The organism is Cupriavidus necator, from assembly GCF_040578825.1.
GTDB classification, from domain to species: Bacteria; Pseudomonadota; Gammaproteobacteria; order Burkholderiales; family Burkholderiaceae; genus Cupriavidus; species Cupriavidus necator_E.
Map to the genome: position 1 here is coordinate 41,888 of NZ_JBEFLI010000043.1, position 18,461 is coordinate 60,348.

Below are 18,461 nucleotides of genomic sequence, written 5' to 3' on the forward strand. Positions count from 1 at the left end.
CGTCTTTGCAAGGTGGTAACGCTATGAACCAACAGCTCTGTCTCCCCGTCCTGCCCGGTCCGCTGCCGCGCCGCCAGACGCGCCAGGCGCGCGTTGCATGGGGCGACAATGTGGTGACCATCGGCGGCGGCGCTCCGGTGCGCGTGCAGTCGATGACCAATACGGATACGGTCGATGCCATCGGCACGGCGATCCAGGTCAAGGAACTGGCGCGCGCGGGTTCGGAAATCGTGCGCATCACGGTGAATACGCCCGAGGCGGCCGCCGCGGTGCCGTCGATCCGCGAGCAGCTCGACCGCATGGGCGTGGACGTGCCGCTGGTGGGCGATTTCCACTACAACGGCCACAAGCTGCTGCAGGACTATCCGGCCTGCGCCGAGGCGCTGTCCAAGTACCGCATCAACCCCGGCAACGTGGGCCAAGGCGCCAAGCGCGACACGCAGTTCGCGCAGATGATCGAGATGGCGTGCCGCTACAACAAGCCGGTGCGCATCGGCGTCAACTGGGGCAGCCTGGACCAGGACCTGCTGGCGCGCATCATGGACGAGAACGCTGGCCGTGCCGAGCCGTGGCCGGCGCAGAGCGTGATGATCGAGGCACTGATCACCTCGGCCATCGATTCGGCGAAGAAGGCCGAGGAGATCGGCCTGCCGGGCGACCAGATCATCCTGTCGTGCAAGGTGTCGCAGGTGCAGGAACTGATCGCGGTGTACCGCGAGCTGGCGCGCCGCTGCGATTACGCGCTGCACCTGGGCCTCACCGAGGCCGGCATGGGCAGCAAGGGCATCGTCGCGTCGACCGCGGCGCTGTCGGTGCTGCTGCAGGAAGGCATCGGCGACACCATCCGCATCTCGCTGACGCCGGAACCCGGCGCGCCGCGCGAGAAGGAAGTGTATGTGGGGCAGGAAATCCTGCAGACCATGGGCCTGCGCAACTTCACCCCGATGGTGATTGCATGCCCGGGTTGCGGTCGTACCACCAGCACCGTGTTCCAGGAGCTGGCGGCCAGCATCCAGACCTACCTGCGCGAGCAGATGCCGCATTGGAAGACCGCCTATCCCGGCGTCGAGGAAATGGATGTGGCCGTGATGGGCTGCATCGTCAACGGCCCGGGCGAAAGCAAGCATGCCAATATCGGCATTTCGCTGCCGGGTTCGGGTGAATCGCCGGCGGCGCCGGTGTTCGTCGACGGCGTCAAGGTGAAGACGCTGCGCGGCGAGCGCATCGCCGAGGAATTCCAGGCGATCGTGGACGAATACGTTCGCACGCATTACGGCCCGGGCGCTGCGCGGGCCGACAAGGAAGTGGCAGCCTGAGCCGAACCGGCCAGGTACCAGAAGCTGACAAGAACAGAATGACGCAATCCGAGAACGTGGCCGCCGACGGCGCCAACACCGATCAGAAGACAGAACAGAAAGCGCGCGCCGCCAAGGCCCTGCAGGGCGTGAAGGGCATGAACGACATGCTGCCGGCGGATGCGCCGCTGTGGGAGCATTTCGAGAATGCCGCGCGCGCGATGCTGCGCGCCTACGGCTACCAGCAGATCCGCACGCCGATCGTCGAGCATACGCAGCTGTTCGTGCGCGGCATCGGCGAAGTGACCGACATTGTCGAGAAGGAGATGTACTCCTTCACCGATTCGCTCAACGGCGAGCAGCTGACGCTGCGCCCGGAAGGCACCGCCGCGGCCGTGCGCGCCACCATCGAGCACAACTTGCTGTACGACGGTCCCAAGCGCCTGTGGTACACCGGCCCGATGTTCCGCCACGAGCGTCCGCAGCGCGGCCGCTACCGCCAGTTCCACCAGCTCGGCGCCGAGGCGCTGGGCTTTGCCGGCCCGGACGTGGATGCGGAAATCATCCTGATGTGCCAGCGGCTGTGGGACGACCTGGGTCTGACCGGCGTGCGCCTGGAGCTCAATTCGCTGGGGCAGGCCAACGAGCGCGCCGCGCACCGCGAAGAGCTGATCAAGTACCTGGAAGGCTTCCAGGACATCCTGGACGACGACAGCAAACGGCGCCTGTACACCAACCCGCTGCGCGTGCTCGACACCAAGAATCCCGCGCTGCAGGAGATGGCGGCCAACGCGCCCAAGCTGATCGATTTCCTGGGTGAGGAGTCGCTGGCGCACTTCGAGGGCGTGCAGCGCCTGCTGAAGGCCAACAACATCCCGTTCAAGATCAACCCGCGCCTGGTGCGCGGGCTGGACTACTACAACCTGACGGTGTTCGAGTGGATCACCGACAAGCTGGGCGCGCAGGGCACCATCGCCGGCGGCGGGCGCTATGATCCGCTGATCGCGCAGATGGGCGGCAAGTCCGCGCCGGCATGCGGCTGGGCCATGGGCATCGAGCGCATCATCGAGCTGATCCGCGAAGAGGGCGTGGTGCCCGAGGCGGTGGGCTGCGACGTCTACCTGGTGCACCAGGGCGAGGCCGCCGCGCAGCAGGCGATGATCGCTGCCGAACGCCTGCGCGATGCGGGCCTGGACGTGGTGCTGCACGCCAGCGCCGACGGCAAGGGCGGCAGCTTCAAGTCGCAGATGAAGCGCGCCGACGCAAGCGGCGCGGCCTATGCCGTTATCATTGGCGAGGACGAAGTCGCCGCCGGCGTGGTCCAGGTCAAGGAACTTCGCCAGCGCGAGCAGGCCGAAGGCGGTGGACAACAGGCTACCGTGCCGGCCGAAGAACTGGTCGGTTACCTGATCGACGCGATGGTCGGCGCCAGCGAATAAGGCGCGCCGGCCAGCCGGAAACCCGAATACAAGCGTACCCCGAGTACCCAACCACAACGCAGGTGATTGCCTCGACATGGCTTACGATCTAGAAGAACAGGAACAGCTTGAGAATCTGAAGGCCTGGTGGCGCCAGTACGGCAATGCGCTGACCTGGGTGGTGATCCTCGCGCTGCTGGCGTTTGCCGGCTGGAACGGCTGGAAGTACTGGGAGCGCCGGCAGGCCGGCGAGGCCGCGGTGCTGTACGAGCAGGTGCTCAAGGCTGCCGAGGCGCGCGACATCGAGCGCATCAAGCGCGCCGCGACCGACCTGGAAGACAAGTACGGCCGCACCGCCTACGGCCAGATGAGCGCGATGGTCGCCGCCCGCGTGCTGTACGATGCGGGCGACCTGGCCGCGACCAAGACCCAGTTGCAGTGGGCCATCGACCACGGCGACGAAGAATATTCGCACCTGGCGCGCGTGCGCCTGGCCGGCGTGCTGCTTGACGAGAAGGCCTACGACAAGGGCCTGGCGCTGCTCAAGGACGAGCCGCCGGCAGCGTTCGTGGCGCTGTATGCCGACCGCCGCGGCGACCTGCTCGCCGCGCAGGACAAGCGCGACGATGCGCGCGTGGCCTATCGCAAGGCGCTCGACAAGCTCGGCCAGGCCGAGCCGGCGATGCGCCAGATCATCCAGTTCAAGCTCGATGCGCTGGGCACTGTCTGAAACGGCCGCCCTTGACTTGTGTCACCTTGGCTTGTGCCAATCACCGTAAATCCAGCGGATCGTAAAACCAGGATCGAAACTCTATGACGTCAGTGCTTTCCCGTGCCGTACATCGCCAGCCCGCCCGCACCATGGCCCGCGCGCTGGTGGCTGCCGCCTGCCTGGCCGCACTGGGCGGCTGCGCGCTGTTCAGCAAGGAGAACAAGCACCCGCCCGCCCAACTCAAGCCGGTGTCGGCCACGCTGTCGGTACGCCAGGCATGGAAGGCCGATGTGGGCAAGAGCGGCCCGTATTCGATGCAGCCGGCCGCGGCGGGCAACAACGTCTACGTGTCGTCCCACAACGGCAACGTGATGGCGCTGGAAGGCGCGAGCGGCCGCGTGCTGTGGAAAGCCAAGACCGATCTGGACCTGACCTCCGGCCCCGGCAGCGACGGCTCCGTGACCGCGGTCGCGGGCGAGAAGGGCGCGATCTACGCCTTTGACGCCAGCGGCAAGCAGATCTGGAAGAAACAGGTCAACGGCGAGGTGCTGTCGGCGCCGCTGGTCGGCAATGGCCTGGTGGTGGTGCGCACCACCGACACGCGCGTGTTCGGCCTGGATGCCGAGACCGGCGAGCGCCGCTGGATCTACCAGCGCTCGCAGACGCCGCTGAACCTGCGCGCGGCCATGGGCATGGTGTTCGCCGGCGACGGTATCGTGATGGGTTTCCCCGGCGGCAAGCTGGGCGTGCTGACGCCGGGCAACGGCGTGCTGCGCTGGGAAAGCACGATCTCGTACCCGAAGGGCGTGTCGGAGATCGAGCGCCTGAACGACGTCACCGGCCAGCCGATGATCAGCGGGCGCCAGGTGTGCGCCACCACTTTCCAGGGCCGCGTGGCGTGCCTGGAACTGGCCACCGGCCAGCCCCAGTGGGGCAAGGATTTCTCGTCGCCGAGCGGACCCGCGCAGGATGACAATGCGCTTTACGCCAGCGACGAGCAGTCGGTGGTCCATGCGTTCGACCGCCAGAACGGCAACGAGCGCTGGAAGAACGACCAGCTCCGCAACCGCCGCCTGGGCGCGCCGCTGGCGCTGGGGCGCTCGGTGGTGATGGGCGACTTTGAAGGCTATGTCCACTTCCTGTCGCGCGAGGACGGTGAGGTCATCGCGCGCATGAAGACCGATGGCAGCGCCATCACTGCCGCGCCGGTGATGGCGGGGCAGACCCTGGTGATCCAGACGCGCGACGGCGACGTCTACGGTTTCCAGCCGGGCTGAAGATAGCGAACAGTCAGCCAATGCGCGCTGCCGTACACCTGTCGGTACGGTCGGCGTCGAATCCGGTAGCATGATCCCTGGTCGTGCGGCAAATTGCGCAGCGGGTCCCGTGACCTGCAGCGCGCCCCGACAGGACAAGCGGCAGTCCGCGCCCCCGTGGCGTGGACTGCCGTCGGATCCATTGACTCCGGAGTTACCGGGGGACGGCAGTTGCCGGCCCCCGTTTCCGTTTATTGCATGAAACCAGTTATCGCATTAGTCGGCCGCCCCAATGTAGGGAAGTCGACGCTATTCAACCGCATGACCCGCTCGCGCGACGCCCTCGTCGCCGACCTGCCGGGCCTGACGCGCGACCGCCACTACGGGGAAGGGCGCATCGGCGATCGTCCCTTTATCGCCATCGATACCGGCGGCTTCGAGCCGGTGGTCAAGGAAGGCATCGTCGCCGAGATGGCCAAGCAGACCAAGCAGGCGGTGGTCGAGGCCGACGTGGTGATCTTTATCGTCGACGGCCGCCTGGGCCTGGCGCCGCAGGACCGCGCCATTGCCGACTACCTGCGCAAGACCGGCCGACGCATCATGCTGGCGGTCAACAAGGCCGAGGGCATGAAGTACACCTCGGTCGCGGCCGACTTCTACGAGCTTGGCATGGGCGATCCGTACGCGATCTCCGCTGCCCATGGCGACGGTGTGCGCGAGCTGGTCGACGAGGCGCTGCAGCTCGCGGTGCAGGAACGGCCCGAGCTGGCCGAGGAAGAGCCCGATGCGGGCAGGGGCGTCAAGATCGCCATCGTCGGGCGCCCCAACGTGGGGAAATCCACGCTGGTCAATACGCTGATCGGTGAAGAGCGCGTGATCGCGTTCGATATGCCGGGCACCACGCGCGATGCCATTTACGTGGAGTTCGAACGCGGCGGCAAGCCCTATACGCTGATCGATACGGCGGGCCTGCGCCGGCGCGGCAAGGTGTTCGAGGCGATTGAAAAATTTTCAGTGGTCAAGACGCTGCAGTCCATTGCCGACGCCAACGTGGTGATTCTGCTGCTCGATGCGCAACAGGACATTTCGGACCAGGATGCGCATATCGCCGGGTTTATCGTTGAATCGGGTCGTGCGCTGGTGGTCGGCGTCAACAAGTGGGACGGTCTCGACGGCCATACCCGCGACCGCATCAAACACGATCTGGAGCGCAAGCTGCAGTTTCTGAATTTTGCGAATTTCCATTTTGTGTCGGCGCGCGAACGCACCGGTATCGGCGCGCTGCTGCGTTCGGTCGATGACGCCTACGCCGCGGCCATGGTCAAGCTGCCGACGCCGCAACTGACGCGCGTGCTGCAGGAGGCCGTGGAATTCCAGCAGCCCAAGCGCGTCGGCGTGTCGCGACCCAAGATGCGCTACGCGCATCAGGGTGGCTCGAATCCGCCCATTATCGTGGTCCACGGCAATGCGCTGTCGGGCGTTTCTGAAACGTACCGGCGTTACCTGGAAAACCGTTTCCGTGCGGCATTCAAGCTCAAGGGCACACCCCTTCGCATTGAATTCCGCACGAACAAAAATCCGTACGCGGACTCGAAGGATTGAGTCCGGAATCGGATCCCTGGCGGGGCCAGTTTTCGTTTGCGTTCGTTTGGAACTGCGGCTAAATTCACGGTAGCAGGGGGTTCCCTGCGCATTGACGCCGACTTGGTACCGTTTTTGATCTTTTTTCTGGCGCCTTTTTGCGCTGATTGACTTGAACCGGGGATTTCCATCCCCATCATCCATCACTAAACCTATAAATTTGGAGTGTGCCATGAGCAACAAAGGGCAACTGCTACAAGACCCGTTTCTGAACGCGCTGCGCAAGGAGCACGTGCCGGTTTCCATCTACCTCGTCAATGGCATCAAGCTGCAAGGCAATATCGAATCGTTCGACCAGTACGTCGTCCTGCTGCGCAACACCGTGACGCAGATGGTCTACAAGCATGCGATTTCCACCGTCGTTCCGGCGCGCGCGGTCAATTTCCGCGTGGATGACTCGGCCGAGGCCTGATCTGCCTGGGGGCCGCCACAGCGTGCGGCCTTCGCCTGACGGCATCGTCCTGGCGCCGCGTGGCGCCGCATCGATGCCCGGCACCGGCGCGCTGCTGCGCGCGGTGCCACGCGGCCCGGCGGCCGCACACGCAGCCGCCGCCGCTGCCGCAACCTCCGGCATCACCTTCCGCCTCGCGCGTTGGCCTGTCCCGGCAGGGGCCAGGGCAGTGCCGGACCTCCGCAAGACATTCCCCTGAACCCGTATTTCCCAGCGCTTTCGCGCCCTCCCTTGGACCCCAGAGCCACTTCCAATACCGCCCCCTCGCGCGCCATCCTCGTCGGCGTCGATTTCGGCAAGCATGATTTCCAGGAAAGCCTCAGCGAACTGGCACTGCTGACCTCCACGGCCGGCTCGTTGCCGGTGCATACGCTGACGGGCCGCCGCTCGCGGCCGGACCCCGCGCTGTTCATCGGTTCGGGCAAGGCCGAGGAACTGAAGGAAGCCGCCGATGCGCTCGATGCCGACGTGGTCGTGTTCAACCACGCCCTGAGCCCGGCGCAGCAGCGCAACCTGGAGCGCTTCCTGAACCGCCACGTGATCGACCGCACCGGCCTGATCCTGGATATCTTCGGCCAGCGCGCGCAAAGCCACGTGGGCAAGGTGCAGGTAGAACTGGCGCAGGTGCAGTACCGCGCTTCGCGGCTGGTCCGCGCCTGGAGCCACCTGGAGCGGCAGAAGGGCGGTATCGGCATGCGCGGCGGCCCGGGCGAGCGCCAGCTCGAACTGGACCGGCGCATGCTGGACGAGCGCGCCAAGCGGCTCAAGTCGGACCTGTCGCGGCTGCAGCGCCAGCGCAGTACGCAGCGGCGCGCGCGCACCCGCAACGACACGCTCAGCATCTCGCTGGTGGGCTATACCAACGCGGGCAAGTCGACGCTGTTCAATGCGCTGACCAAGGCGGGCGCCTATGCGGCCGACCAGTTGTTTGCCACGCTCGACACCACCTCGCGCCGGCTGTTCCTGGACGGGCTGGGCAACGTGGTGCTGTCCGACACGGTCGGCTTTATCCGCGACCTGCCGACGCAGCTCGTGGCAGCGTTCCGCGCCACGCTCGAAGAAACCGTGCATGCCGACCTGCTGCTGCATGTGGTCGATGCCTCGAGCCCGGTGCGCCATGAGCAGATCGAGCAGGTCAACCGCGTGCTGGCGGAAATCGATGCGTCGGACATCCCGCAGATCGTGGTGATGAACAAGATCGATGCGGCGCCCGAGCTGATTGAGCAGGGCCCGCGCATCGAGCGCGACGAGGACGGCATCCCCACCCGCGTGTTCCTGAGCGCGCGCGAGGGCATCGGCCTGGACGCGCTGCGCGAGTCGTTGGTGGAAGTGGCGCAATGGCTGGCCAGCCGGCCGCCGGAGCCGCGCCCCTACGATCCGCGCATGGCCGATGTGCCACAGTATGACGATGCTGACGCCGGCGAGAGTGCCGGCGACGGCGCAGCAGCAGAAGATGGCGGCGCGGCCGATGGCCAGGACGCCGACGCGGGGGAATCCGGCAGGCCGTGACCCGCAGTTCTGCCCAATTCCGGTGCGATTGCCCCCGCGATTGCGCGAATTGGCCTAATGTGGCGCGGATGACTGCTAGAATCCCCCTGTTACAAACTTCCCCGGACCCGTGCACTTCATGCCCCAGTTTCCCCGGAATGCTGACTCGAGCCTGACACCAGGCGGCCGCTTCGCGCTGCGCGCGGGCTGGCAGCGCCTGCGCGCCATCTTCTCGCTGAACGATCCGCGCTGGGGTCGGAACGGGGACGACGACAACAAGGACGACAACCGCAAGCAGAACCAGCGTCCGCAGCAGGACGGCGGCCCGCCCGACCTGGACGAGCTGTGGCGCGATTTCAACCGCCGCCTGAATGGCCTGCTTGGCCGCAAGGAAAACGGCGGTGGCGGCAATCAGGGCTTTGGCGGCCCGCGCACGCCGGGCAAGAGCTCGGGCGTGGGGGCGGGCGTGATCGTCGCCGCGGTGGTCGGCATCTGGCTGGCAAGCGGCTTCTTCATGGTGCAGGAAGGCCAGACCGCGGTGATCCTGCAGTTCGGCAAGTTCAAGTATTCCGCCGGTCCGGGTATCAACTGGCGCATGCCCTGGCCGGTCCAGTCGGCCGAGATCGTCAACCTGTCGGCGGTGCGTTCGGTCGAGGTGGGCCGCGCCACGTCGATCAAGGACAGCAACCTGAAAGACTCGTCGATGCTGACGCAGGACGAGAACATCATCGACGTGCGCTTCACCGTGCAGTACGTGATCCAGGATGCCACCGAATTCCTGTTCTTCAACAAGACCGACCGCGGTGGCGATGAGGAACTGGTGACACAGGCCGCCGAGACCTCGGTGCGCGAGATCGTCGGCCGCAACAAGATGGACGCGGTGCTGTACGAGAACCGCGAACAGATCGCACAGGCCCTGGCCAAGTCGGTCCAGGCGATCCTGTCGGCGTACAAGACCGGCATCCGCGTGCTGTCGGTGAACGTGCAGAGCGTGCAGCCGCCCGAGCAAGTGCAGGCCGCGTTCGACGACGTCAACAAGGCCAGCCAGGACCGCGAGCGCGCCATCAGCGAAGGCCAGGCCTATGCCAATGACATCATCCCGCGCGCCAAGGGTGCGGCCGCGCGCCTGAAGGAAGAGTCTGAAGCCTACCGCTCGCGCGTGGTGGCGCAGGCCGAGGGCGACGCCTCGCGCTTCCGCTCGGTGCAGACCGAATACGCCAAGGCGCCGCAGGTGACGCGCGACCGGATCTATCTCGAAACCATGCAGCAGATCTACACCAATTCGACCAAGGTGCTGGTGGACGCGCGCCAGGGCAACAATCTCCTCTACCTGCCGCTGGACAAGCTGATGGCGCAGAGCCAGGCCGGCACGGCGGCAGCCCCGGGGCAGCCGGGCGCAGCCGGCACGCCGGCGCCCGCGCCGGACGCGGCGCCAGATACCCGGTCGCGTGAAGCGCTGCGCAACCGCGACCGCGACTCGCGCTGAGGAGACCGTCATGAACCGACTGATTTCCTTCGCGATCGGCTTTTTCATCCTGCTGGCCGTCATCTCTTCCATGCTGTTCGTGGTCGACCAGCGCCAGTTCGCCGTGGTGTTCGCCTTCGGCGAGATCAAGCAGGTGGTGCGCGAGCCCGGCCTGCACTTCAAGCTGCCACCGCCGTTCCAGAACGTGGTCTTCATGGACCGCCGCCTGCAAACCATCGATGTGGCGGCCAACGAGCGCTTCCTGACCGCCGAGAAGAAGAGCATGGTGGTGGACTGGTTCGTCAAATGGCGCATCACCGATCCGCGCAAGTTCTTCGTCGCCTTCGGCGGCAACCTGCGCGGCGCGCAGGACCGCATGACCCAGCGCATCGACGCGGTGGCGCGCGAGGAGTTCGGCAGGCGCACCGTGGCCGACGTGGTCGCGGGTGAGCGCGAGCAGGTGATGCAGGCCATCCGCGGTGCCATGAGCGAGTACGCCAAGTCAGTGGGTGTCGAGATCCTCGACGTGCGCCTCAAGCGCGTCGACCTGCTGCCCGCGATCAGCGAATCGGTGTACCGCCGCATGGAGGCCGAGCGCAAGCGCGTGGCCAACGAACTGCGCTCCACCGGCGCCGCCGAGGGCGAGAAGATCCGCGCCGATGCCGACCGCCAGCGCGAGGTGGTGCTGGCCGAGGCCTACCGCGATGCGCAGGTGATCAAGGGCGAGGGCGATGCCAAGGCCTCGCAGATCTATGCCGAGGCGTTCGGCCGCGATCCGCAGTTTGCGCAGTTCTGGCGCAGCATGGAGGCCTACCGCAGCACCTTCCGCGACAAGCGCGACGTGCTGGTGCTGGAGCCTAATTCCGACTTCTTCCGCTACATGCGATCCGGCGGCGGCGCCGCGGCCGGCGCTGCGAACGGGTCCGGAGCCAAGCGCTAGGCGAGCCCTTGTCCGTGTGCGATAAGACAAAACCCCGGCTTGCCGGGGTTTTGTCCGGCTGGAGCCATCACCGGGGAGTGATGGCTTGATCGCCCCGGCGACCCAAACCAAGATCCCGGGCGCGGCCCGGCACCCGCGGCCTGTGGCCCCGGTGATAACCGAATGACCGAGAAGAGATTCACCATGTCCAACCATTGGCTGCTGCCAGAAAACATTGCCGACGTGCTGCCGTCGGAAGCGCGCAAGATCGAGGAACTGCGCCGCCGCATGCTGGACCTGTTCCGCACCTACGGCTATGAGCTGGTCATGCCGCCGATGCTGGAATACCTGGAGTCGCTGCTGACGGGCACCGGCCATGACCTGGACCTGCGCACGCTGAAGCTGGTGGACCAACTGTCCGGCCGCACCATGGGGCTGCGCGCCGATATCACGCCGCAGGTCGCTCGCATCGACGCCCACCTGCTGAACCGTCCCGGCGTGACCCGCCTGTGCTACGCCGGCAACGTGCTGCACGCGCGCCCGGCAGGCTTCCATGCCACGCGCGAGCCGATCCAGATCGGCGCCGAGATCTACGGCCATGCCGGCCTGGAAGCCGACGTCGAGATCCAGGATCTGATGCTGGCCGCGCTGCAGGCCGCCGGGCTGTCCGAGATCCGCATCGACCTGTGCCACGCCGGCATCCTCGAAGCGCTGCTGGCCGGGCTGCCGTCGATCCGCAGGATCGAGGACGCGCTCTTCGCTGCGCTCGAGACCAAGGACGTGCCGGGGCTGCGCGAGCTGACCGTGGGCCTGCCGCAGACCGAGCGCGATGCGCTGCTGGCGCTGCCGACGCTGTACGGCGGCGTGGACGTGCTGGAGCGCGCGCGCGCGACGCTGCCGGCGAGCCCGGCGATCGGACGCGCGCTGGACGAACTGGCCGCGCTGGCGGTACAGGTGCGCGGCGCCAGCGTCAATATCGACCTGTCGGATTTGCGCGGCTACCACTATCACAGTGGTGTGATGTTCGCGGCCTACGTCGCCGGCCTGCCCAATTACGTGGCCCGCGGTGGCCGCTATGACAAGGTTGGCGAGGCATTCGGCCGTGCCAGGCCCGCTACGGGTTTTTCGCTGGACCTGCGCGAAGTGGCCGCCCTGTCACCCGTAGAAGTGCGCGCCCAGGCGATTTTCGCCCCTTGGGATGCGGATCCGGCACTGCGTGCCGCGATTTCCGCGCTGCGTGCAGCCGGTGAGATCGTGATCCAGTCGCTGCCCGGCCATACGCATGAGCTGGATGAATTCAACTGCGACCGGCAACTGGTGCGCCAGGATGCCGGCTGGGCCGTGGTGCCGCGCTGACGCCCACAAGCCAGGCGAGCCCAAAAATCGGGAATCGACCGGCAACAAGAGTAGAATACGTTTTTAACCTATTGACCAAAGCAATATGTCCGCATCCGCAGTAGGCCAGGGACGCAATGTCGTCGTGATCGGCACCCAGTGGGGTGACGAAGGCAAAGGAAAAATCGTCGATTGGCTTACCGACCAGGCAAAGGGCGTGGTGCGGTTCCAGGGCGGCCACAACGCTGGCCACACCCTGATCATCGGCGGCAAGAAGACCATTCTCCGCCTGATCCCCTCGGGCATCATGCGTGAAGGCACGATCTGCTACATCGGCAACGGTGTGGTGTTGTCGCCCGAAGCGCTGTTCCGTGAAATCGATGAACTCGAAACCGCCGGGCTGCAGGTGCAGAACCGCCTGCGCATTTCCGAAGCGGCTACGCTGATCCTGCCGTACCACGTCGCCATCGACAAGGCGCGCGAAGCCCGCCGCGGCGCGGCCAAGATCGGCACCACCGGCCGTGGCATCGGCCCGGCCTATGAAGACAAGGTGGCCCGCCGCGCGCTGCGCGTGCAGGACCTGTTCGATCCCGAGCAGTTCGCCGAGCGCCTGCGCGAAAACCTGGACCTGCACAACTTCATGCTGACCCAGTACCTGGGCGCCGAGGCGGTGGACTTCCAGCAGACGCTGGACGAGGCGCTGGCCTATGCGCCGCGCCTGGCGCCGATGGTGGCCGACGTGTCGGCCGAGTTGTACGCGGTCAATGCCGCCGGCGGCAACCTGATGTTCGAAGGCGCGCAAGGCACGCTGCTCGACGTCGACCACGGCACCTATCCGTACGTGACCTCGAGCAACTGCGTGGCCGGTGCGGCCGCCGCGGGCGCCGGTGTCGGTCCGGGCCGGCTGAACTACATCCTGGGCATCACCAAGGCGTATTGCACGCGCGTGGGCTCGGGTCCGTTCCCGAGCGAGCTGTACGACAACGACAACCCCACGCGCCAGGATCCGGTGGGCGTGCGGCTGGCCAACGTCGGCAAGGAATTCGGCTCGGTCACCGGCCGTCCCCGCCGCACCGGCTGGCTCGATGCCGCCGCGCTCAAGCGCTCGGTGCAGATCAACGGCGTGTCGGGCCTGTGCATGACCAAGCTTGACGTGCTCGACGGCCTGGAAACCATCAAGCTGTGCGTTGGCTACGCGCTGGACGGCAAGACCGTCGACATCCTGCCGCGCGGCTCGGATGCCGTGGCGCGCTGCGAGCCGGTGTATGAGGAATACCCCGGCTGGAACGAATCGACCTTCGGCGTGAAGTCGTGGGACGCGCTGCCCGAAGCTGCCCGCGTCTACCTGAAGCGCGTGGAAGAGGTGGTCGGCATTCCGATCGACATGATCTCGACCGGCCCGGATCGCGACGAGACCATCCTGCTGCGTCACCCGTACCAGGCCTGACCCGGCAGTACCCCACGCACGGCCGCCGCGTCACGAGCGCGATGGCCCGCCAAAGACAATCGGCCCGCGCAAGCGGGCCGAGCCATATCGGTCAACAGACCGGAAGCCATACAGAGCAAGTACGATGAACCTGCCTACCAACGACGACGAGAACCTGTGGGTCTCGTGGGACGAATATCACCGCCTGATCGCGCGTCTGTCGCTGAACGTGCATGAGTCGGGCTGGAAGTTCGACAAGATCCTGTGCCTGGCGCGCGGCGGCTTGCGCGTGGGCGACCAGATGTCGCGCATCTTCGACGTGCCGCTGGCGATCCTGGCCACCAGCAGCTACCGCGAGGCGGCCGGCACGCAGCAGGGCGACCTCGATATCGCGCAGTACATCACCATGACCCGCGGCGAACTGTCGGGCAAGATCCTGCTGGTCGACGACCTGGTGGATTCGGGCATCACGCTGGAACGCGTGGGCCGCCATCTGAAGGAACGCTACCCGGCGGTGACCGAGGTGCGCTCGGCGGTGCTGTGGTACAAGGCGTGCTCCAAGGTCGAGCCGGACTACCACGTGACCTTCCTGGAGTCGAACCCCTGGATCCACCAGCCGTTCGAAGAGTACGACACGCTGCGCCCGCACAACCTTGCCGCTTGGCTCAAGCGCGGCAAGCGCGCCAGCCTGCTGGACGACGACGCGCGCGGCTGAACGCGCGCGTGTGGAAAGCCGTGCCCGCGGGGCACGGCACCGGATGGCCTCAGTAGCCGACCGTGAAACGCTGGCGCGAATGCGCCGGCTTTTCGATCTCGTCGAGCTTGGCGATGGCGTAGTCTTCCATCGAGATCCAGCTCTTGCCTGCTGCGTCGCTCAGCAGGTCTTCCTTCCCGATACGGAACTTGCCGGTGCGCTCGCCCGGCTCGAACAGCGCCGGCGGCGACAGGAACGTCCAGTCGATCTGTTGTTCGCCGCGCAACGCGTTAAGGAAATCGCGGCCGGCGAGCGCCTCGACCTTGTAGGCGTCAGGGAATCCCGGGGTATCGACCAACTGCACGTCGGGTGCCACATACAGGCTGCCGGCACCGCCCACCACCAGCAGTCGCGGCACGCCGGCCTGGCGCACGGCCGAAGTGACCTGCTGCGCGTTCAGGCTGGCGAAGCGTGCGGTGCTGATGACGACGTCGTGGCCTGACAGGGCCGCAGTCAACGCGGCGGTGTCGGTGGCGTCCACGTCTTTGGCGGTCACGCCCTCTCGTGCCGGCAGGCTGCTGGCCTGGCGCGCGATGGCGGTCACCTGGTGCCCGCGGCGCAGGGCTTCGTCGGTCAGGCGCGTGCCGACACGGCCGGTGGCGCCGATGATTGCGATCTTCATGGTCACTCCTTACTTGGTTGCTGACGTGGTGTCAGGGTTGAAACACAGTTTGTTGAAACGGCCAATGTGAAACCAAGGTGGTTACACATTGGGATAAAAAAATCAGCGCTTGCGGCGCTGGCTGGCTGCCTCGACATCGGCAAGCATGCCGGCAATGGTGATGCCGGCGAGCGCATCGTCCATCGCCGCCTGCGCCTGGTCAGCGACCTTGCGCAGCGCGCCGGTGATCTCGCGGCCGACCTGGCAGGCCGGATTGGGCGCGCTCTGGTGCAGCGTGATCAGCGCGGTGGTCTCCACCGCGCGGAACACGTCCAGCAGCGTGATCGACGCTGCCGGGCGCGCCAGCGTGGCGCCGCCGGTGCTGCCCATGGTGGTGGTCACCAGCCCCGCCTCGGCAAGCTGGCCCACCAGCCGCCGGATCAGCGCCGGGTTGGTGCCGACACTGCCGGCGATCAGCGACGACGGCAGCGGTTCCGCTGAGCTCGCCAGCAGGGTGAGGATATGGACCGCCACGGCGAACCGGCTGCTTGTACTCATGATGTCAGATGCAAAGTGAAACCATGATAGTTACACATCGACGCGGCTGTCAAGCGATGCAGAAGGGGAGGAAAGGAAAGGGGAGCAGGCAGGGAAGTCACCAGCCGCAAGAATGCCGGAATCGCCACTGAAACTGTTACACTCCTCGACATTGCCGTTCCGATGTGGTTCGGCTGCCGCGCAGGGCACGGTGCGCGGTTTCACGGACGGGAAAAAACCCGTACGCTCACACTTTAGACACCGCGGCATGCAAGGCCGCCAGCAAGGAGTGCAAGTTGCCGGATCTGGTACGCGAACCAAGCGTCAAAAACAAAAAACCCGCAGGGCTCGAAAGCGCTGCGGGTATTCTGAAGATCTGGTGCCCAGGAGAGGACTCGAACCTCCACAGTGTTGCCACCGCTAGGACCTGAACCTAGTGCGTCTACCAATTCCGCCACCTGGGCAGGTGTCGAAACAACCGAAGCGCTCATTATAGCGAGTGCAAGAATTTTGTCAAATAGTTTCCAGAAAAAATTGAATCAGAACAGCTATCCGATCCCCAGCCGGGAAGAAATCCTGGGCGTGCTGAGAACCTCGGGATCCCCATTGTCGGCCGGCGATATCGCCAAGTCGCTCGCGGTCACGCGCAAGGAGCATGACGGCTTCCAGAAGCGCCTGGCGGCGATGGAACGCGACGGCCAGATTGAACTGAACCGCAAGGGCCGCTATGAGCTGGCCCATCAGCCCAACTTTGTTACCGGCCGCGTGCAGGGCCACCGCGACGGCTTCGGCTTCCTGATCCGCGACGATGGCGAAGACGATATCTTCCTGCCCGAGCGCGAGCTGCAGAAGGCCATGCACAACGACCGCGCGCAGGTGCGCGTGGTGGGCTACGACCGCCGCGGCCGGCCCGAAGGGCAGATCGTCGAGATCATCGAGCGCGCCAACCGCTACGTCATCGGCCGCCTGCTCAGCGAAGGTGGCGTGCTGGTGGTGGCGCCCGAGGACAAGCGCATCAGCCAGGACATCCTGATCCCGCCCAAGGCGCAGGGCAACGCACGCGTGGGGCAGGTGGTCAGCGTCGAGCTGATCGAGTACCCCGATCGCTACGTGCAGCCCGTGGGCCGCGTGGTGGAAGTGCTGGGCGATATCGACGATCCCGGCATGGAGATCGAGATCGCGGTGCGCAAGTACGGCGTGCCGCATGCGTTTTCGCCCGCCGCGGCTCAGGAAGCCGCCGGGCTGCCGGACGAGGTGCGCCAGGCCGACCTGGACCACCGCATCGACCTGCGCGATATCCCGCTGGTGACCATCGACGGCGAAGACGCGCGCGACTTCGACGACGCGGTCTACTGCGAGCCGGTCAAGATCGGCCGCGCGAAGGGCTGGCGCCTGATCGTGGCGATCGCCGACGTGTCGCACTACGTGCGCCCCGGCACGCCGCTGGATGCCGATGCGCTCGATCGCGCCACCTCGGTCTACTTCCCGCGCCGCGTGATCCCGATGCTGCCGGAGAAGCTGTCCAACGGCCTTTGCTCGCTGAACCCCAATGTGGACCGGCTGTGCATGGTGTGCGACGCGGTGATCACCGCCAAGGGCGAGCTCAAGGGCTACCAGTTCTACCCGGCCGTGATGCATTCGACCGCGCGCCTGACCTACAACGAGGTCTGGGCGGTGCTGTCCAACACCAAGGGCCCCGAGGCGCACAAGCGCGGTGAGCTGGTGCCGCACCTGCAGAACCTGTATGAGTTGTTCCAGGTCCTGCTCAAGTCACGGCGCGCACGCGGCGCGATTGACTTCGATACCACCGAGACCTATATCGTCTGCAACGCGCAGGGCAAGATCGAACAGATCCTGCCGCGCACGCGCAACGACGCGCACCGGCTGATCGAGGAATGCATGCTGACCGCCAACGTATGCGCGGCGGACTTCCTCGAGCGCTTCAAGCACCCGGCGCTGTACCGCATCCACGCCGGCCCCAACGAAGAAAAGCTGAAGAACCTGCGCGAGTTCCTGCGCACCGCCGGCCTGTCGCTGGGCGGCGGCGACAAGCCACAGGCCTCGGACTATGCCGAGGTGATGGACAAGATCAAGTCCCGCCCCGACGCGCCGATGCTGCAGACCATGCTGCTGCGCTCGATGCAGCAGGCGGTGTACAGCCCGGACAATATCGGCCACTTCGGCCTGGCGTACGAAGCCTATGCCCACTTCACCAGCCCGATCCGGCGCTATCCGGACCTGCTGGTGCACCGCGCGATCAAGGCGGTGCTGGCGCACACCAAGTACCAGCCGGCGTTTGCCCACGGCACCGAGCTGAATACCGCGATTTCGCCCAAGGCGCGCAAGCTGCAGGCCAAGGACGCCGAGCAGAAGGCCGAACTGACCGCCGCGCGCGCACGCCGCAACGAGGCGATCTGGGACGAGCTGGGGCTGCACTGCTCTGCCAACGAGCGCCGCGCCGACGAGGCCTCGCGCGATGTCGAGGCCTGGCTCAAGTGCTATTTCATGCGCGACAAGCTCGGCAGTGACTTTGCCGGCACCGTCAGCGCCGTGACCTCATTCGGCATCTTCGTGCAGCTCGACGAGCTGTATGTCGAAGGCCTGGTCCACGTCACCGAACTGGGCAGCGACTACTTCCAGTACGACGAGGCCCGCAACGAGCTGCGCGGCGAACGCACCGGCATCCGCTACCGGCTGACCGACCGCGTGCGCGTGCAGGTCTCGCGTGTGGACCTGGATGCCCGCAAGATCGATTTCCGGCTGGTGCAGGAGCCCTCGGCGAAAACCCTGCGTGGGCGCGTGGCGGGCATCGAGACCCAGCCGCACGTGCCTGCCGCCCATGCGGTGCCGGCGCGCAAGAAGGGCCGCCAGCTGGCGGCGCTGCTGGGCGGTTCGTCCAAGCCGGAGGAATCGTTCGACGAGACGCTGGACCGCGTGATCGAGGAGCAGCCGGTGTTCGAGGCCGTGATCACGCCGCTCAAGCCGCACGTCAGGACCGGCGGCAAGCCGGCCAAGCGCGCCGCCAAGCCCAAGCCCGCCCATCTGGAAAAGCCGCGCAAGCCGGCCTCCAAGTCGCGTTCGCCTAAACCGGCGGGCAAGTCGGCCGCCAAGACCTCGCGCACCCCGCGCAAGCGTTGAAACCGGCGGCGGCCGACTTGCCCGC

The 18,461-nt window shown here is 66.3% G+C and carries 15 protein-coding genes and 1 tRNA gene; 13 read left to right on the forward strand and 3 right to left on the reverse strand.

Annotated elements, in window-relative coordinates; translation table 11 throughout:
- Positions 1–23: 23 nt before the first annotated feature.
- The 12 genes from ispG (at position 24) to AB1I47_RS20840 (ending at position 14,121) form a co-directional block, all read left to right on the forward strand.
- Positions 24–1,316: a flavodoxin-dependent (E)-4-hydroxy-3-methylbut-2-enyl-diphosphate synthase gene (ispG, locus tag AB1I47_RS20785; RefSeq protein ID WP_354685608.1), complete on the forward strand. Its 1,293-nt coding sequence runs from the start codon at positions 24–26 to the stop codon at positions 1,314–1,316.
- Between the two features lie 38 nt (positions 1,317–1,354).
- Positions 1,355–2,734, forward strand: a complete 1,380-nt coding sequence (hisS, locus tag AB1I47_RS20790) for a histidine--tRNA ligase (RefSeq protein WP_354685609.1) — start codon at positions 1,355–1,357, stop codon at positions 2,732–2,734.
- Between the two features lie 76 nt (positions 2,735–2,810).
- Positions 2,811–3,443, forward strand: a complete 633-nt coding sequence (locus tag AB1I47_RS20795) for a tetratricopeptide repeat protein (RefSeq protein WP_354685610.1) — start codon at positions 2,811–2,813, stop codon at positions 3,441–3,443.
- Between the two features lie 83 nt (positions 3,444–3,526).
- Entirely contained in the window at positions 3,527–4,702 is a 1,176-nt protein-coding gene (gene bamB, locus AB1I47_RS20800; protein ID WP_354685611.1) for an outer membrane protein assembly factor BamB, read from the forward strand.
- Between the two features lie 237 nt (positions 4,703–4,939).
- A complete protein-coding gene (gene der / locus AB1I47_RS20805; protein ID WP_354685612.1) occupies positions 4,940–6,283 on the forward strand; it encodes a ribosome biogenesis GTPase Der in 1,344 nt (447 codons plus the stop codon).
- A gap of 211 nt (positions 6,284–6,494) precedes the next feature.
- Entirely contained in the window at positions 6,495–6,734 is a 240-nt protein-coding gene (gene hfq / locus AB1I47_RS20810; protein WP_012353158.1) for an RNA chaperone Hfq, read from the forward strand.
- 270 nt (positions 6,735–7,004) lie between these two features.
- A complete protein-coding gene (gene hflX / locus AB1I47_RS20815; RefSeq protein ID WP_354685613.1) occupies positions 7,005–8,282 on the forward strand; it encodes a GTPase HflX in 1,278 nt (425 codons plus the stop codon).
- A gap of 118 nt (positions 8,283–8,400) precedes the next feature.
- Complete coding sequence (gene hflK / locus AB1I47_RS20820; protein WP_354685614.1) at positions 8,401–9,747, forward strand: FtsH protease activity modulator HflK; 1,347 nt, start codon at positions 8,401–8,403, stop codon at positions 9,745–9,747.
- Positions 9,748–9,757: 10 nt separating this feature from the next.
- Positions 9,758–10,666, forward strand: a complete 909-nt coding sequence (hflC, locus tag AB1I47_RS20825; RefSeq protein ID WP_354685615.1) for a protease modulator HflC — start codon at positions 9,758–9,760, stop codon at positions 10,664–10,666.
- Between the two features lie 183 nt (positions 10,667–10,849).
- Complete coding sequence (locus AB1I47_RS20830; RefSeq protein ID WP_354685616.1) at positions 10,850–12,001, forward strand: ATP phosphoribosyltransferase regulatory subunit; 1,152 nt, start codon at positions 10,850–10,852, stop codon at positions 11,999–12,001.
- 85 nt (positions 12,002–12,086) lie between these two features.
- Complete coding sequence (locus tag AB1I47_RS20835; RefSeq protein WP_354685617.1) at positions 12,087–13,427, forward strand: adenylosuccinate synthase; 1,341 nt, start codon at positions 12,087–12,089, stop codon at positions 13,425–13,427.
- Positions 13,428–13,551: 124 nt separating this feature from the next.
- Positions 13,552–14,121: a phosphoribosyltransferase gene (locus AB1I47_RS20840; RefSeq protein ID WP_354685618.1), complete on the forward strand. Its 570-nt coding sequence runs from the start codon at positions 13,552–13,554 to the stop codon at positions 14,119–14,121.
- A gap of 49 nt (positions 14,122–14,170) precedes the next feature.
- On the opposite strand, the gene AB1I47_RS20845 is transcribed toward AB1I47_RS20840, so the two are convergent.
- The 3 genes from AB1I47_RS20845 to AB1I47_RS20855 all read right to left on the reverse strand — a co-directional run bounded on the left by AB1I47_RS20845 (position 14,171) and on the right by AB1I47_RS20855 (position 15,762).
- The gene (locus tag AB1I47_RS20845) at positions 14,171–14,782 is read right to left on the reverse strand and encodes an NAD(P)-dependent oxidoreductase (protein ID WP_354685619.1); all 612 of its coding nucleotides are present in this window, start codon (positions 14,780–14,782) and stop codon (positions 14,171–14,173) included.
- A gap of 102 nt (positions 14,783–14,884) precedes the next feature.
- On the reverse strand, positions 14,885–15,319 hold the full coding sequence (locus tag AB1I47_RS20850) for an Rrf2 family transcriptional regulator (protein WP_354685620.1): 435 nt from the start codon (positions 15,317–15,319) through the stop codon (positions 14,885–14,887).
- 356 nt (positions 15,320–15,675) lie between these two features.
- Positions 15,676–15,762 (reverse strand) — tRNA-Leu (locus tag AB1I47_RS20855).
- 70 nt (positions 15,763–15,832) lie between these two features.
- Here AB1I47_RS20855 and rnr point away from each other — a divergent pair.
- Positions 15,833–18,436, forward strand: a complete 2,604-nt coding sequence (gene rnr, locus AB1I47_RS20860) for a ribonuclease R (protein WP_354685621.1) — start codon at positions 15,833–15,835, stop codon at positions 18,434–18,436.
- Positions 18,437–18,461: the final 25 nt, after the last annotated feature.

What these genes read in the sequence shown, in the direction of transcription:
- bamB (WP_354685611.1), top strand. Translation starts at nt 3,527, where the DNA reads ATGACGTCAGTGCTTTCCCGTGCCGTACATCGCCAGCCCGCCCGCACC.
- AB1I47_RS20840 (WP_354685618.1), top strand. Translation starts at nt 13,552, where the DNA reads ATGAACCTGCCTACCAACGACGACGAGAACCTGTGGGTCTCGTGGGAC.
- AB1I47_RS20835 (WP_354685617.1), top strand. Translation starts at nt 12,087, where the DNA reads ATGTCCGCATCCGCAGTAGGCCAGGGACGCAATGTCGTCGTGATCGGC.
- AB1I47_RS20795 (WP_354685610.1), top strand. Translation starts at nt 2,811, where the DNA reads ATGGCTTACGATCTAGAAGAACAGGAACAGCTTGAGAATCTGAAGGCC.
- hisS (WP_354685609.1), top strand. Translation starts at nt 1,355, where the DNA reads ATGACGCAATCCGAGAACGTGGCCGCCGACGGCGCCAACACCGATCAG.
- der (WP_354685612.1), top strand. Translation starts at nt 4,940, where the DNA reads ATGAAACCAGTTATCGCATTAGTCGGCCGCCCCAATGTAGGGAAGTCG.
- AB1I47_RS20830 (WP_354685616.1), top strand. Translation starts at nt 10,850, where the DNA reads ATGTCCAACCATTGGCTGCTGCCAGAAAACATTGCCGACGTGCTGCCG.
- hflC (WP_354685615.1), top strand. Translation starts at nt 9,758, where the DNA reads ATGAACCGACTGATTTCCTTCGCGATCGGCTTTTTCATCCTGCTGGCC.
- AB1I47_RS20845 (WP_354685619.1), bottom strand. Translation starts at nt 14,782, where the DNA reads ATGAAGATCGCAATCATCGGCGCCACCGGCCGTGTCGGCACGCGCCTG.
- ispG (WP_354685608.1), top strand. Translation starts at nt 24, where the DNA reads ATGAACCAACAGCTCTGTCTCCCCGTCCTGCCCGGTCCGCTGCCGCGC.
- hfq (WP_012353158.1), top strand. Translation starts at nt 6,495, where the DNA reads ATGAGCAACAAAGGGCAACTGCTACAAGACCCGTTTCTGAACGCGCTG.
- hflK (WP_354685614.1), top strand. Translation starts at nt 8,401, where the DNA reads ATGCCCCAGTTTCCCCGGAATGCTGACTCGAGCCTGACACCAGGCGGC.
- AB1I47_RS20850 (WP_354685620.1), bottom strand. Translation starts at nt 15,319, where the DNA reads ATGAGTACAAGCAGCCGGTTCGCCGTGGCGGTCCATATCCTCACCCTG.